Genomic DNA, 14848 nt, shown 5'->3' with positions numbered 1-14848 from the left:
CGCCGATGTTCAATGGCCTGTTCGACACGCTGTTCAACCGCAAGCCGCCTGGCCCGGATGCGTTCGCGCGCTTGTTCCTGGAGACGCTGCAGGCGCGCGGCTATGCCGAACCCCTGACGTACCAGCCGGACGCGTTCCGCCTGGTCGGCCAGAACGGCCGCACCATCCACCTGCACAACGCCTACCACTCCTATACCCAGGCCGATCGGCGCCAGCGCGACGAGGCGCTGCACAGCTACGTCGCCGCCTTCCTCAGCGAACAGGAGGCGAGCCGCCAGCCGCGCAGCTTCGAGGAACTGCGCGCCACGCTGATGCCGGTGATCCGCAACCGCGGCATGTTCGAGGACCTGCGCCTGGAGCAGTGGTGCGAGAAGGGCATGGACGTGCCGTTCCCCTATGCCTGCCGCGACATCGGCGAGGATTGCGTCGAGCTGCTGGCGCTGGACCTGCCCGATTCGACGTCCACCCTGATCGCCGGGCCGCGGCCGGAGTGGGGCATCTCCCTGGACGAGGGCCTGGCCATCGCCCGCGACAACCTGCGAGACGCCACCGAGGACCGTTTCGCCGAAGTCGCTCCCGGCGTGTTCCGCGGCGCCTGGTACGACGCCTACGACACCAGCCGCGCCTTGCTGCCGGACGTGCTGCATCGCGCGCCGGTGGCGGGGCGCCCGGTGTTCATGCTGCCCACGCGCGATTGCCTGCTGGTGGTCGGCGAGCGCGACAACGTGGCCATGGCCCTCATGCTGGAACTGAGCCTGCAAGCGGCCGAGCATGGCCGCTGCATCTCCTGGCTGGCTTTCACTTACGACGACGCGCGCCGCATCGTGCCGTTCGCGCTGACTGCGCCCGAGCACCGGCAGCGCCAGGCCGACCTGCGGCGGATGCTGGATACGCCCGCCTACGCCGGCCAGAAAACGCTGCTCGACAAGCTGCACGAGGCCAACGACGTGGATGTGTTCGTGGCCTCGTTCAACGTCTACCAGGACCGCAACGACAGCACGCGGCAGGTGTCGGTCGGCACCTGGACCGAGGGCGTGGACACCTTGCTGCCCAGGACCGACCACATCGCCTTCGTCGTCCCGCGCGAGGACGGCGAAGCGGATGTGACCGTCGCGGAGTGGGAGCCGGCGTTCGCCCTGCTCGGTGCGCTGATGGAGCGTCAGCCGACCCTGTATCCGCCGCGCTATCGCGTGCGCAGCTTCCCCAGCGCCGAGCAACTGCGGCAATTGCCCCCGGTTTAGGTACAAGGCGCGGGTCTTCGTCTTCGCGTCGGCGTTGTCGCGACGGATGCTAGAGCGGACATGCGGAATTGGACATAGCGCGTTCTCGCCGCATGCGTAGCACATGTGGGAAGGCAGGCCGCCGCCGATGTTTGGCGGGTGAGGGTGGACGAGCGGGGCTCAAGAAATCGCCAGTGCAGCCGATAGCAGCGCACGGATCGGCGTCGCTGCACATCGACAGCGACACGCGGGGAACCAGATTGCGCCGGCAGCCGCCGCGCCCAGGACTCCGGCGTGGGCCGTGGCATCTTGGGGGAGAATGCAGTGCGCAGTCGCTTGGTTTGGCAGTCGCTCGGAGCGCTGCTGTGGTGGGGTGTGCTCGCGCCGTGCGCGGTAGCACAGGCGGCGGTAACGCCCGCGTGTGCGCCAGCGCAGGCGTTGCCGGCCTGTGTGGCGGCCGTGCGCGCCGAAGATCCGGCTGCTGCGCTGCGCATGGGCATGCCGGCCTGGGACGCTGCGGCCGACAAGCAGGGCCTGATTCCCCTCGGTCTGGAACTGGTGGACGCGGCGTCCGCCGCCGGCAAGCCGGAGACCGTGGTCGCCCTCGGCTCGGCCCTGCGCACGCAGTCGCTGTCGCCGCAGCAGCGGGTGCGCCTGTTCAAAAAGCTCAACGGCGCCATCTGGCAGCCGCGCGACGCCGCGCGCATTGCCGAACTCGAAGCCGAGATGCGGCGGCTGGAGAAGGAACTGCCGGACGAGCCGCAGATCGCCGAATTGTGGCGGCAGCTGGCCGCGTCCTACTACCGGATGGGCGCGCAGGACGACGCCTTGCGCGTGGCCCGCATCGCCCTGTCCAAGGTGCGCAAGCATCCCGACCTGGTGGAATACAACGCCAACCAGATCGTGTTCATCGTCTCTTCGCAGCAAGGGCGCATGCCAGACGCAATCGCTGCATTGCTCGAGGCGGAGCGGGTAGGCAAGGCGTTGGGCAAGCCGGACGACGCCATGCTGCTGAACAACGCCACCGGCTTGTTCTGTTATGCCCGCGAATGGGAAAAGGCGATCGCCTATGGCCAACGCGCCTTGGCCGCCTACGACGCCAAGCCGCCCAAGGAACTGTCACGCGCGGCCGTGCTCGACAATGTGGGGTCGGCCTACGACGGCGCTGGCGAACTGCAGCGCGCCGAGGCCATCTACCGGCAGGCATTGGCAGCGGCGCGCGCCGACGACACGGCATCGCTGATCTCCCCGCTGAACAACCTCGCCGATGTCCTGCGTCGCCTGCATCGCCCGCAGGAGGCGTTGCCTTTGTTGCAAGAGGCGGCCGCGATCATGGATAACGCCGCGCAGAGCGGCGATCACGGCGATCACGGTGCAGCGGCCATCATCTATTCCAACCTCGGTACCACCCTGGTGGATCTCGGTCAGCGCGATGCCGCGGCTGCGGCGTTCGCGCACTCGCGGCAGTTGTTCGCGGAATCGGACAATGTGACACGGCGGCTTGAGCTGTATCCGCCCATGATCGACAACCTCGACGCGCTCGGCCGCGACCGCGAGGCGCTGGCGCTGATGCGCGAGTACAAGGCGGTCAACGACGAAGCAGTGAACGTCGAATCCAAGACCCGCATCGCGCAGCTCGAGTCGGCGGTGGACCTGGCGCGTAAGAAGAGCGAACTGGCTGCGCTCGGCCGCACCCGCGCCGCCGAACAGGCCGCCTACGCACAGTTGCAGGCGCGCGAACAGCGCCAGCGCAGCGTGCTCTACGGCTTGCTGGCCGCGCTGCTGGCGCTGGCCGGCTTCTTCCTGCTGAAGGTACGCGAAGGCCGCATACGCCGGCGCGTCAACGCCGAACTGGCGCGCAAGAACGACGAGATCCAGACCCAGCACCGCGAACTGGAACAACTCACCGCCACCATCCGCCGCCAGAGCGAAGAGGATGCCCTCACCGGCTTGCGCAACCGCCGCTACGTCACCGCCTGGCTGCAGGCGCGCGAGGCCGCGGCGACGCCGGAGCGCACGCAGGAACCGCTGCTGATCGCCCTGCTGGACATCGACCACTTCAAGCGCGTCAACGACCTGCACGGCCACGAAGGCGGCGACCACGCCCTGATGCACCTCGGCGACCTGCTGCGCGAGTGCGCGCGCAACTCCGACGTCATCGCTCGGTGGGGCGGCGAAGAGTTCCTGTGGATCTGCCCCGGCGGCACCCTGGCCGACGCCCCGCGCCTGTTCCGCCGCCTACGCGAACGCCTGCAGGCCGACCCCCTGATGCGCCCGGCCGGGCGCATCGCCCTCACCGTGTCGATGGGCGTGAGCCTGTTCCCCGCCCACCCCGGCGGCGACTGGCCACTGAGCCTGCGCATCGCCGACGCCGCCCTGTACCGCGCCAAGCATGCTGGCCGCGATCGCTGGGTGGGGTTGACGTTGGAAGGTGGGGCGACTGATCTCGGCGCCGATGTGTCGCTGGAGGCGCTGGAGGCAGAGGGGCGGTTGCTGCAGAGTGGGGGTGGGGGCGATGGGGTGGTGTTTGTGGTGGGGCAAGGTGTGGCTTGAGCAATCTCTCAAACATGTTTTGTATTTTGAATCTTGAGATGCTACCGCTTTAAAGATTGGCTACACGAAGTCCTTTACGTTGCGATTGGTCAGGGATCGCATCAGCCATTGGCGCTGTCAGTGCTGTGAGAGCAGCGCATTCCGGCTTGCTGATGGCAGGTACTCGGATGCCTTGCTGATCTAGAATGGTTACCTTCTAAGGAACTGTTCTTCAGGATCGGGGGCTTTGTGGCGATACCGGACTTCCAAACCATCATGCTGCCGTTGTTACGGCTTATCGCAGATCGCAAAGAGCACCGGCTTCGCGATGTTGTCGAGACGTTGGCTGAGGTGTTCAAGCTCACCGAAGAAGAGCGCAATGAACTACTGCCTAGTGGTACAGCGCCACTCTTCAACAACCGAGTGGGATGGGCGAACACTTACCTGAAGCAGGCAGGGCTTGTTCAAGCGCCAAAGCGTGGCTATCTGACGATCACAGCGGAAGGGCTACAACTACTGGCCTCCAATCCGGCATCAGTTGGATTGGAAACACTGCTGCGATACGAGGCGTTCAAGGAGTTTCGTAGCCGGCGGCGTGAGAATGTCGGGGATCAGGACCCAGTCAAGGCCGGCGCCGTTGAGGAATCTTCCGACTTGGTGACGCTACAAACGCCAGAGGATCAGATGGCATCGGCCTATCGCGCGCTGCGGGAGCGGCTTGAACTCGAGTTGCTTGATCAAGTCAAATCGGCATCGCCAGCTTTTTTCGAGAGGCTGGTTGTGCAGTTGCTGGTCGCCATGGGCTATGGCGGTTCGCTCGACGATGCAGGTCGCGCGATCGGAAAAAGCGGCGACGGCGGCATCGATGGCATCATCAAAGAAGATCGTTTGGGGCTGGATGCGATCTACATCCAGGCTAAGCGCTGGGAGGGAACGGTGGGGCGGCCCGATATCCAGCAATTCGCTGGAGCGCTCCAAGGACAGCGCGCGGTCAAAGGCGTTTTTATCACCACATCGACTTACAGTCGTGATGCGCGGGACTACGTGAAGTCGATCAACACCAAGATCATCTTGATCGACGGCACAGAACTGACTGGGTTAATGGTTGACTACGGTGTGGGCGTCAGCCGGGTAGGTGTCTATGAGTTGAAGCGCATTGATTCGGATTTCTTTGAGGAGAGCGGTGCCTGACCGGTAGTGACCGTTTGGCTGCTTTCTGCGGTCAGTTCCGCATGGCAATGTCTGCCATTCCATCAAGCCGTGGTTGAAGGCTCTCCAGTTCGATAGGTGCGCGTTTACTCGCCGCTGGAAAAGTTTGCTTGGTCTACGTGTTGATAGGACGTCGATGAGTGCGGAGCAAGCTGCGTGCTCGTGAGCAGGCGCTGATGTCAACGCTTCGGCACGTGCCTCGCCTTAGCTATCGCTGGAGGTCTGGCCGCCAGCGGTACTTTGGATGGGTTCTATGCGCGGTTTCCCATCAACGGAGTGCCTCGCCGATCCAGCGCCGACTGCTCACGATAGCGCAAGGCTTCGGTGCGTTCGCGGTCCAGCATGCAACTGGCGAGGCCTGGTGCTAGCCGACCATAAAATGCCGGCACCGGCACGTCCATCAGTTCGCCGAAAGTTCGGTAGGCGGCATTGCTGTTGATGGTCTTGCCGAAGAGCTTGATGCCGTACCTCGGATAGTCGAGGTCCATCGCGTTGAGCTCGGCGATTGCCTGCACGGCAGCGTTCCATCGCGCCAGAATATGGTCCTTGTCGCCAGTCACGACGATGCGCGACGGTTGGTCGTCGCGGAGAAAACTGGTCGAGTCGATCTGGGCGCCGATGGACTGGGCGTACTCATGGGTGTGCGGGTAATGCCAGGCGCGCAGAGAGTGTCGGGCTTCGTCGGTACCGATCGGGATGGCATGGCCGGTCGCACGGTCGGTGGCCAGACCGTGCAGTTCCGCCAATGCGTTGCCTTGTTCGTCGCGCAGCACCCAGAAGTTGTGACTGGCGATGCCGACGACGCAGAACGAGCGAGCTTCGATGGCGTAGGTGGGCATCCGATGGTTAGGCGATTAAGTTGACTGCATTGCGTAAGGCGGCCTCAGCGTAGGCGATACAGCGGTCCAGCGATGTCCACTTAACTCCTCCATCGCCCGCTTCACGCCTAGATCGACGAAATAGGCAGCCACACCTTTCAACGTAAGCGTCGCCTGATCGGTTCCTGGCGGGTGCTCCAAGCGCAGGCGAAAGCCCTGCGGTTCGTTTCGGGGAAGACACCCGCTTTCAGGGTGCCCTTAGCCGGGTCTTCGCGGGTGGCCTTGGGCCAGGAGCTGCTGGTCTCGAAAAGGCGCATGATACGGAACGCCTGGTGCTGTTGCGCGGTCAGCGCCTTGCGCGCCGCCAGGCGATCAGGGCCACGGCGGCCAGCGCGGCGACGGTGCCGACGGCGGCAACCTGCGCCGCGCGCTTGGCACGCAGCTCGCGCAGGCGCAGCGCGTCATTGCCTGCGTCGTCGCCGGACAGCGGCGAGCGGTACACGCTGTGCGCGGCGGCGCGGCCGGAGACGGCGGCACGGCGCGCCGGCGGGGTCGGGGCGCTGTCGGTGGCGGTGTCGTCCACGGCGTGGGCGGTGTCGGTGATCATGGTCGGTTGCATCCTCGGCGCTGCGTTCATGCGTGTGTATCGAGTGGGCGGTAGGTTAGGCAAGACCATCCTATCTTTCCAAGCGCCACGTTAACGCGGTGCGGGGGAAAAGTAATGTGCAGGCGCTGCGGGACGCGGGGACCCTGCCTGGTATCTCTTACCAGCAACCGGTTGCCTAAGGCGAGGGCTTCTTGCGTGCGCTGCAGCTGTGTTGTGCGTACAGGCCGCCTTTCAGTGCCAGGTCGGGCACGTCAGCCGGGGCGTGGCGATCGAGCGGTCTGCGATGCAGTGCCGGGGCAGGGCAGCTTGAACGGCCGCCATGCCCACGCTCGCCTGCACGCGCCTACGCGGGCAAGTTTGGCGATAATGCCGACCTGTTCCGTCAGGATCGCCGCATGACCGCTCTCACCGAACGCTACGCGCGCGCCGTGGACTACGCGCGCATCGCCCACGCCGGCCAGTTCCGCAAGGGCGGCATGGTGCCGTATCTGAGTCACGTGCTGGGTGTGTCGACGCTGGTGCTGGAGGCCGGCGGCGACGAGGACCAGGCGATCGCGGCGCTGCTGCACGACGTGGTCGAGGATTGCGGCGCCGGCCACGAGGCGGTGATCCGCGCGCAGTTCGGCGAGGCAGTCGCCGACATGGTGATGGCCTGCACCGACGCCACCGCAGAGCGCAAGGCGGTGCCCGCGGACGTGCCGGCCAAGCGCCGCGACTGGCGCATCCGCAAGCAGGCGTATCTGGCGCATCTGGCCGAGGCGCCGGACGCGGTGCTGCTGGTGTCGGCCTGCGACAAGCTCTACAACGCGCGCAGCATCGTCGCCGACCTGGAAGACCCGGAGGTCGGGGCGGCAGTGTTCGAGCGCTTCACCGCCGGCCGTGAGGGCACGCTGTGGTACTACCAGGCGCTGCATGCGATCTACGCCGAGCGCGGCGTGGCGGTGCTGCGCGCCTTCGCCAGTGCGGTGACGCGGATGCAGGCGTTGGCCGCGCGCGACGCGGACGCCGACACGCTGGTGGCGCCCGCGTTGGGTTGAGACCTGCGTCACCGGCGACTGCGTGCCCGTTCTGCGCCGATGAGAGACCGGGCGCGTCGCAGCACAGTCGCCACGACACGCCCATGGCGGCCGAGCGGCTAAGCTTGCGTGCTCCTTCGCGTTGCCGGTCCCGCCCATGTCCACACCTTCCGCTTTCGCCGCTTCCGGCTTCGTGCGCGTCCGTGGCGCGCGCGAGCACAATCTCAAGGACGTGGACGTGGAACTGCCGCGCGATGCGCTGGTGGTGTTCACCGGCGTGTCCGGCTCGGGCAAGTCGTCGCTGGCGTTCGGCACGCTGTTCGCCGAGGCGCAGCGGCGCTACCTGGATTCGATCTCGCCGTATGCGCGGCGTCTGATCGACCAGGCCGGCGTCGCCGACGTGGACGCCATCGATGGCCTGCCGCCGGCGGTGGCGCTGCAGCAGCATCGCGGCGCGCCGAGCACGCGCTCGTCGGTGGGCAGCGTCACCACCATCTCCAACTCGCTGCGCATGCTGTATTCGCGCGCCGGCACGTATCCACCGGGGCAGGGCATCATCCATGCCGACGGCTTCTCGCCGAACACGCCGGCCGGGGCCTGCCCCACCTGCCATGGGCTGGGGCGCATCTACGACGCCACCGAGGCATCGATGGTGCCGGACCGTTCGCTGAGCATCCGCGAACGCGCGGTGGCGGCGTGGCCGCCGGCCTGGCACGGGCAGAACCTGCGCGACATCCTCACCACGCTCGGCCACGACGTCGATGTGCCGTGGGCGAAGCTGCCGAAGAAGACCCGCGACTGGATCCTGTACACCGACGAGCAACCGACCGTGCCGGTGTATCCCGGCTTCACCCTGGCCGAGACCCAGCGTGCGCTCAAGCGCAAGCAGGAACCGGCGTACATGGGCACCTTCAGCAGCGCGCGCCGTTACGTGCTGCACACCTTCGCAAGCACGCAGAGTGCGTTGATCAAGAAGCGCGTGGCGCAGTACCTGATCAGCGCCGCGTGCCCCAGCTGCGACGGCAAGCGGTTGCGCCGCGAGGCGCTGTCGGTGACTTTCGCCGGGCTGGATATCGGCGCACTGTCGCAGCGCCCGCTCGGCGAGGTCGCCGACCTGTTGCGGCCCGCGGCGGAAGGTCGCATGCAGGGCCGTTCGCGGCATCCGGAACAGGCGCTGGCCGCGCAGCGCATCGCCCAGGACCTGCTGGCGCGGATCCAGGTGGTGGAGGCCTTGGGCCTGGGCTACCTGACCCTGGAACGCAGCACGCCGACGCTGTCGCCCGGCGAACTGCAGCGGCTGCGCCTGGCCACGCAGATCCGCTCGCAACTGTTCGGCGTGGTCTACGTGATGGACGAACCGTCGGCGGGCCTGCATCCGGCCGACACGCAGGCGCTGCTGGGCGCGCTGGACCAGCTCAAGGGCGCGGGCAATTCGCTGTTCGTGGTCGAGCACGAGATCGACGTGATCCGCCATGCCGACTGGATCGTCGATGTCGGCCCTGGTGCCGGCGAGCACGGCGGGCAGGTGCTGTACAGCGGTCCGCCGGCGGGACTGGCGCAGGTGCAAGCCTCGTCCACGCGCCGCTACCTGTTTGCCGAGCCGCGGTCCGCGGCGCATGCGCCGCGCGCGCCGGAGGGCTGGCTGCAGTTGCGCGAGGTCAGCCGCAACAATGTGGTCGCGCTGGATGTGGACATCCCGCTGGGCGTGTTCACCACGGTCACCGGCGTGTCCGGTTCGGGCAAGTCCTCGCTGGTCAGCCAGGCGCTGGTGGAATTGCTGGGCACGCAACTGGGCCAGGCGCCAGCCGATGCGGAAGAGGAACTGGATCCGCTGGAGCGCGGGACGCGCGTCGCCACCGATGGCTACATCGCCGACGGCCTGCAGCACGTGCGGCGGCTGGTGCAGGTGGACCAGGCGCCGATCGGGCGCACGCCGCGTTCCAATCTGGCCACCTACACCGGCCTGTTCGACCACGTGCGCAAGCGCTTCGCCGCCACGCCGGCGGCGCGCAAGCGCAAGTACGACGCCGGGCGGTTTTCGTTCAACGTGGCCAAGGGCCGCTGCGACACCTGCGAAGGCGAGGGCGCGGTGAGCGTGGAATTGCTGTTCATGCCCAGCGTGTATGCGCCATGCCCGACCTGCCATGGCGCGCGCTACAACGCAAAGACGCTGGAGATCGAACTGCGCGGCCACACCATCGCGCAGGTGTTGCGCATGACCGTGGCGCAGGCGCTGGCGTTCTTCGCCGACGATGCGGTGATCGCGCGGCCGCTGCAGGTGCTGGTGGACGTGGGTCTGGGCTATCTGCGGCTGGGCCAGCCGGCGACCGAACTGTCCGGCGGCGAGGCGCAGCGGATCAAGCTGGCCAGCGAACTGCAGCGTGCGCAGCGTCGCGGCACCGTGTACGTGCTGGACGAGCCCACCACCGGCCTGCACCCGGCCGACGTGGACACGCTGCTGCGGCAGTTGCACGGGCTGGTGGAGGCGGGCAACACCGTGGTGGCGGTGGAGCACGACATGCGCGTGGCCGCGGCCAGCGACTGGATCATCGACATGGGGCCGGGTGCGGGTGGGGCGGGCGGCAAGGTCGTGGCGGCGGGTGTGCCAGGCGTGGTGGCGCGGCAGGCCGACAGTCGAACCGCGCAGTTTCTGGCGGCGGAGTTGGCGGAGTAGCCGGTGACCGTGCGTCGCTTGGTGTAAATCCACGTCGGAGCGGCCGACGGGCAACCCACGTCGCCGCGCCCGCCCACGCTGCCGGTGGTGAAGCCGGTTTCCTGCGAGGCGAGCATTGTCAGCCCGGCAGTTCGACGCTGGCCGACAATCCCCGCGCCTGCGCCGCAGGCGCCACCCGCAGGTCGAACCGGCCGGGTTCGCCCGTTGGCGTGCTCAGCCCGCTACCACTCCAGCGTTTCCAGAAAGCGCGTGGCCTCGAGAGTGCTGCCCAGATAGGCGGCCAGCGCCGCGGCGACCGCGCTGCGGGCCGTGGCGCGCAGTTCGTCGCTGTCGTCGAACGCGGCATCGCCGAGGTCGGCCATGGTGTTGGCCATGGTGGCCAGGCCGCCGAATGCGATCTCCAGGCTGGCGGCCAGCGGTCGGGGCCTCCAGGCGCCTGCCCCGTGGAATGCGAACAGGACGTCATTGCTGACGGTATCGAGGATGACCGGATCCGCGCCCTGGTCCGCGATCACCAGCCAGTGATCGCGCCAAGCGGCAATGGGCTTGCCGTCGATCGCGTTCCAGCGATAGCCGGCCTGCAGTGCCCACAGCTTGCACAACGGCGGAATGTCGAGCGGGTTGCCGCCGAGTTGCAGCGACAGGCCGGTCGGGCCGACCGCGGCGTCGCGGGTTTCGCCCCATGGCCCCACCTGCGCATAGAAGTCGGCGAGCGCCTGCGGCAGCGGCAACGTGCCCTGCCAGTCGGATGCGGGTTGCGGACGCAGTTCGCCCCAGGGGGCGAGCAGCGTGTGGAGGGTGGCGTAGGACATCGGGCGTGTTTGGGCAGTCGACCTGAGGCGCAGTATGCCCGGTGCGTGTCGCGCGCCGTGTGTGTGACGACGCGCCGGGAGAGCCTGCTCGCGTGCGGCGCTGCGGCCGACGGCGGCTACTGGTCGTCCAGCCCGACGTTCCGCGCCGCGCTGGCCGGCGGGACGTAGACCCGCTCGTGCGGGACCTGCAGCGCCGCCTCGCCGTGCCGCAGGTTCGCCGCCTGCGCGTGCACGAAATCGGTGATGTCGGTGATCGAGATGGCCTGCCGTTCGCCGTACTGGCGCAGCGCCTGGCCGCGCAGCCCCAGTTGCAGTGCGCGACGCGGCAGCGCGCTGCCGTCGGGCGCGTGGTCCGGGTCCCACTGCAGGCGCACGTCGGACTGCTGGACCGCGTCCTTCCACGCGGCATGACTGGCGAAGCGCACCGGATCGAACGTCGACGGGACCGCGGCACGCAGCAGGTCGTCGAAGAAGACGCGCGGCAGCCGGATCGCCAGGATCCGCTCCTGCCCTTGCTTCTGCGCCCAACCGGCGCGATACATCATCCACAGGAAGTTCGGCTTGATCCAGCTCATCCGCTCGTAGCTGAACTCGCCGCCGAAGCGTTGATGGGCCACCGCGAACTGCGCGATTGCGGGGCGGTAGGCCTGGTAGACATCGATCGCATCGGCGTCGAAGCGCGCCAGGATGTGACGGCCCTGGCGGGGCCAAGTGGGCTGCAAGGCAGCGTAGGGAACGGAATGCATCCGTGCGCAGTCTACGTCGTCGCAACACCGTCGTCGATCTGCTGCCGCGTCTCCCCCGTGTCGGTTGGCTGCGTTCGCGTGTGCGTGCACTGAATCACTCAGCCTGCGCTCGCCTCCAGGCTCGCGCGCTGAGACCGGCACTGGCTACCCTGGTGCGTCCCACTCCCCGGAGCCCCCATGAGCCGACGTTCCGGCAGCGCCGATCTGCCCCTGCACGGCGGCCGCGTGCCGCACTGGCTGGGCGCGCGCATGACCCGGCTCGGCGCGGTGATGTGCGAGGCCATCGTTCACAGCTATGGCCGCGACGAATTGCTGCGGCGCCTGGCGCATCCGTTCTGGTTCCAGTCGCTGGGCGCGGTGATGGGCATGGACTGGCATTCCTCCGGCATCACCACCAGTGTGCTCGGCGCGCTCAAGCGCGGCCTGGCGCCGCTGTCCGGCGAACTGGGCATCCATGTGTGCGGCGGCCGTGGGCGGCATTCGCGGGCCACGCCGGACGAACTGCAGGTGGTGGGCGAGCGGACCGGTCTGGACGGCGCGGAACTGGCGCGCGTCAGCCGCCTGGTGGCCAAGGTCGACAGCGCCGCGGTGCAGGACGGCTTCGACCTGTACCTGCATGGCTTCATCGTCAGCGACGACGGGCGCTGGGTGGTGGTGCAGCAGGGCATGCACGGCGCGCGCAAGCAGGCGCGCCGCTACCACTGGCTGTCGGAAGGCCTGAGCAGCTTCGTCGATGCGCCGCATGCGGCGATCGACGGCCCGCGGCAGGGCCGCATCGTCAATCTCGCCGATCATCGCGCCGCCGCCGCGCGTGCGGCGCAGGTGGACCTGCTGCAGACGCTGGCGCCGGAGCGCATCGCCCGCGAATACGCTGCGCTGGAGGCGGCGCAGCCGTCGGCGCCAGTTGCCGCAGCGCCGGCGCGCGCCGCGCAGCGGCGGTCCGACACTGCGTTGCCGGCCGATGCGCTGTTCGCCGAGACCGGCGACCTGTTCGCGCCTGCGCCCGCGGTGGCGCCGGAACGCCGGCCGGCCGACCTGCCGCATCTGTCGCTGCCCGACCACCATGATGTGCGCGGCAGCGACGTCGTGGTGCGGCGGCTGCATGGCGCGCTGGCCGCTGCCGCCGAATGCGGACCGCGCGATTTCGCCGATCTGCTGCAGGTGCCGGGTGTCGGCGCACGTACGGTGCGCGCGCTGGCTCTGGTGGCCGAGGTGCTGCACGGCACGCCGTGCCGCTTCAGCGATCCGGCGCGGTTCTCACTGGCCCATGGCGGCAAGGACCGGCATCCGTTCCCGGTGCCCACGCGGGTCTACGACCACACCATCGGCGTGCTCAAGACCGCGGTGGCGCAGGCCAAGCTGGGGCGCGAGGAGAAGCTGGAGGCGATCCGCCGCCTGGACGTGCAGGCCCGCTTGCTCGAGCCGACCGCGCGTGGTCCGTCGGTGGAGGACTACATCGCCGAGGAGCGTGCGCAATCGCACGCCTACGGTGGGCGTAGCGTGTTCGGCTGGGAGCCGGCACCGGCGCCGGAGGCCGTGGCGGAGAGGCGCGCCGCACACGCGAGCTGAGAGGCGCGTGCGGCGGGTTGCTTGCGCCGTACGCGAACGGATCCAGGGTGCCGTGCAGCAGCGGCGACAGGGCGCCTCTGATGATGGCGGGACGTGTTCTGTAGGAGCGGCTTCAGCCGCGATGGGCGTTCCCGGTAAAGCCCGTCGCGGCTGAAGCCGCTCCTACGAGGGGCTTAGGGACTGCCGGCACGCGCAGGGCGGCGGCTGGATCAGTGGCCGCGCTTGTGCCTCCGTCGTGCGCTGCGCACCACGATCCTCCGGTTCCAGCGATCGCCCGTATCATGGCGGCCACGGCGCGCTGCGTCGGTGGCCCCAACGACGCGTACGCCGAAGGACGTTTTCCCCAGTATGTGGTCTGCCATCAGCAATTTCGGCGACGCAGCGATGACGCTGCCGCTGGCGCTCGTCTGCGCCCTGTGGCTGGCGCTGGGCAGCGGCGGTTGGCGCGCCGCCGGCACCTGGCTGGGCCTGGTGGCGACCGCCGCGGCCCTGGTGGGGGTGACCAAGATTCTCTATGCCGGCTGCGGCGTGGAGCTGCGCGCGCTGCAGTTCCGGGTGATCAGTGGGCACACCATGCTCGCCGCCTGCGTGTGGCCGATGGCCTGCATGCTGTGCCTGCGCGCCCGCCCGCGGCCGCGCCTGGCGGTGGCCTGCGGATTCGCCATCGCCAGCGTGATCGCCATTGCCCGCGTCTACGCACGTGCGCATAGCCTGTCCGAGGTCGCGGCCGGCGTGGTCGTCGGTGCCGCGACGACGGCTTGCTACCTGCAGTGGCGCGGCGCGCCGCAGTTGCCTGCTCGCCTGCGCATGTATGCGATCTTGTCTGTCGCCCTGGTCGGCGTGCTGATGTACGGACGCCATGCGCCGATCCAGCACGCCATCCAGACCTATTCGCCGGCGCTGTGCGGTCGCGACGGCTGATCGCACATTCGTCTGCGTGCACGTACATGCACGCGCGCTTCGCCTGTCGTATGCCTGCTCTTTACCTGTGCGTTGCTACACCCGAAGCCGATGGCCGCCGTGGCCGCGTTCAGGAGACGTCTCGATGCCGGAGCAATCCACCACCACCCGCGCGCGTCGCGCCAAGCGCGAAGGCAAGGCGGGCACCACCCAGGCCGGCGAATTCGTGCGCGAGGAAATCGATCGCGTGCGCGCCGGCAAGACCCAAGTGAAGTCGACCAAGCAGGCGATCGCCATCGGCCTGTCCAAGGCGCGCCGCGCCGGGGTCAAGACCGGCGCGTCGAAGACCGCGTCGAAAGACACCAAGAAGAAGGTGGCACAGGAAGAGGCCAAGGGCGGCAGGCAGGGCAAGCCTTCGCCGACGCGCTCGCGCGGTGCCAAGAAGGCGCTCAAGACCGCCAGCAAGGGCACGACCGCGCGCAAGACCGTAGGCAGCGAGGCGCTGTCGACGCAGACCAAGCGCGCGGCGAAGAAGCGCAGTGCCAGCAGCCGCTCGGCCGCAGCGAAGAAGGCGGCGCAGACCAAGGGCGCGACGGTGCGCAAGACCGCGGCCAAGAAGGCCGCGCAAACCCGAGCCAAACAAGCCGGTACGCACACCTCCGCAACGAAGAAGGGTACGGCGAAGACCGCCTCGGCCAGGAAGACGACGGCCAAGAAGGCCGCGAGCAAGAAGGCGGCGAGCAAG

General features: G+C 68.3%; 11 protein-coding genes and 1 pseudogene. 8 read left to right on the top strand and 4 right to left on the bottom strand.

The window, feature by feature from the left end; all coding sequences use genetic code 11:
* The first annotated feature begins 5 nt into the window (after window positions 1-5).
* From GGR64_RS03850 to GGR64_RS03840, 3 genes are all read left to right on the top strand, one after another.
* Window positions 6-1241, top strand: coding sequence for a hypothetical protein (locus tag GGR64_RS03850; RefSeq protein ID WP_184644033.1), 1236 nt, complete (start codon window positions 6-8; stop codon window positions 1239-1241).
* Window positions 1242-1679: 438 nt separating this feature from the next.
* Window positions 1680-3773 (top strand): tetratricopeptide repeat-containing diguanylate cyclase, encoded by a 2094-nt coding sequence (locus GGR64_RS03845; RefSeq protein WP_184644031.1) that lies wholly within the window; start codon window positions 1680-1682, stop codon window positions 3771-3773.
* A 228-nt stretch (window positions 3774-4001) separates the two neighbouring features.
* Window positions 4002-4943 carry a restriction endonuclease gene (locus tag GGR64_RS03840; protein ID WP_184644029.1) on the top strand — a complete coding sequence of 314 codons (942 nt, stop codon included), beginning with the start codon at window positions 4002-4004 and terminating at the stop codon, window positions 4941-4943.
* Between the two features lie 269 nt (window positions 4944-5212).
* Here the strand turns inward: GGR64_RS03840 and GGR64_RS03835 are convergent, their stop codons facing one another.
* Together GGR64_RS03835 and GGR64_RS03830 are read right to left on the bottom strand one after the other, a co-directional pair.
* Entirely contained in the window at window positions 5213-5800 is a 588-nt protein-coding gene (locus tag GGR64_RS03835; protein ID WP_184644027.1) for a hypothetical protein, read from the bottom strand.
* A 325-nt stretch (window positions 5801-6125) separates the two neighbouring features.
* Complete coding sequence (locus tag GGR64_RS03830; RefSeq protein WP_260302740.1) at window positions 6126-6386, bottom strand: hypothetical protein; 261 nt, start codon at window positions 6384-6386, stop codon at window positions 6126-6128.
* 395 nt (window positions 6387-6781) lie between these two features.
* Between GGR64_RS03830 and GGR64_RS03825 the strand changes: the two genes are divergently transcribed.
* Window positions 6782-7423: an HD domain-containing protein gene (locus GGR64_RS03825; protein WP_184644023.1), complete on the top strand. Its 642-nt coding sequence runs from the start codon at window positions 6782-6784 to the stop codon at window positions 7421-7423.
* 136 nt (window positions 7424-7559) lie between these two features.
* Window positions 7560-10076 (top strand): excinuclease ABC subunit UvrA, encoded by a 2517-nt coding sequence (locus GGR64_RS03820; RefSeq protein ID WP_184644021.1) that lies wholly within the window; start codon window positions 7560-7562, stop codon window positions 10074-10076.
* Between the two features lie 221 nt (window positions 10077-10297).
* Here GGR64_RS03820 and GGR64_RS03815 read toward each other — a convergent pair whose 3' ends face one another.
* Both GGR64_RS03815 and GGR64_RS03810 read right to left on the bottom strand, forming a co-directional pair.
* Window positions 10298-10888 (bottom strand): hypothetical protein, encoded by a 591-nt coding sequence (locus GGR64_RS03815; protein WP_184448185.1) that lies wholly within the window; start codon window positions 10886-10888, stop codon window positions 10298-10300.
* Between the two features lie 116 nt (window positions 10889-11004).
* Window positions 11005-11634, bottom strand: a complete 630-nt coding sequence (locus GGR64_RS03810) for a DUF4291 domain-containing protein (protein WP_184644019.1) — start codon at window positions 11632-11634, stop codon at window positions 11005-11007.
* Between the two features lie 177 nt (window positions 11635-11811).
* Here GGR64_RS03810 and GGR64_RS03805 point away from each other — a divergent pair, with 177 nt between their 5' ends.
* The 3 genes and pseudogenes from GGR64_RS03805 to GGR64_RS03795 form a co-directional block, all read left to right on the top strand.
* The gene (locus GGR64_RS03805; RefSeq protein WP_184644017.1) at window positions 11812-13203 is read left to right on the top strand and encodes a DUF763 domain-containing protein; all 1392 of its coding nucleotides are present in this window, start codon (window positions 11812-11814) and stop codon (window positions 13201-13203) included.
* Between the two features lie 348 nt (window positions 13204-13551).
* A complete protein-coding gene (locus GGR64_RS03800) occupies window positions 13552-14124 on the top strand; it encodes a phosphatase PAP2 family protein (RefSeq protein WP_184644015.1) in 573 nt (190 codons plus the stop codon).
* Between the two features lie 124 nt (window positions 14125-14248).
* Window positions 14249-14737 (top strand): annotated as a pseudogene (locus tag GGR64_RS03795) (DUF6496 domain-containing protein); the annotation flags it as partial.
* Between the last annotated feature and the right edge of the window lie 111 nt (window positions 14738-14848).

Source organism: Xanthomonas sp. 3307, from assembly GCF_014199735.1.
In the GTDB taxonomy this organism is placed as follows: domain Bacteria; phylum Pseudomonadota; class Gammaproteobacteria; order Xanthomonadales; family Xanthomonadaceae; genus Xanthomonas_A; species Xanthomonas_A rydalmerensis.
Note: the sequence above shows the minus strand (reverse complement) of the source record. Positions and strands in the feature narration are given on the sequence as shown.

Excerpts from the sequence above, each read along its gene's own strand:
- GGR64_RS03850 (WP_184644033.1), top strand. The coding sequence starts at position 6 with ATGTTCAATGGCCTGTTCGACACGCTGTTCAACCGCAAGCCGCCTGGC.
- GGR64_RS03835 (WP_184644027.1), bottom strand. The coding sequence starts at position 5,800 with ATGCCCACCTACGCCATCGAAGCTCGCTCGTTCTGCGTCGTCGGCATC.
- GGR64_RS03830 (WP_260302740.1), bottom strand. The coding sequence starts at position 6,386 with ATGATCACCGACACCGCCCACGCCGTGGACGACACCGCCACCGACAGC.
- GGR64_RS03825 (WP_184644023.1), top strand. The coding sequence starts at position 6,782 with ATGACCGCTCTCACCGAACGCTACGCGCGCGCCGTGGACTACGCGCGC.
- GGR64_RS03820 (WP_184644021.1), top strand. The coding sequence starts at position 7,560 with ATGTCCACACCTTCCGCTTTCGCCGCTTCCGGCTTCGTGCGCGTCCGT.
- GGR64_RS03815 (WP_184448185.1), bottom strand. The coding sequence starts at position 10,888 with ATGTCCTACGCCACCCTCCACACGCTGCTCGCCCCCTGGGGCGAACTG.
- GGR64_RS03810 (WP_184644019.1), bottom strand. The coding sequence starts at position 11,634 with ATGCATTCCGTTCCCTACGCTGCCTTGCAGCCCACTTGGCCCCGCCAG.
- GGR64_RS03805 (WP_184644017.1), top strand. The coding sequence starts at position 11,812 with ATGAGCCGACGTTCCGGCAGCGCCGATCTGCCCCTGCACGGCGGCCGC.
- GGR64_RS03800 (WP_184644015.1), top strand. The coding sequence starts at position 13,552 with ATGTGGTCTGCCATCAGCAATTTCGGCGACGCAGCGATGACGCTGCCG.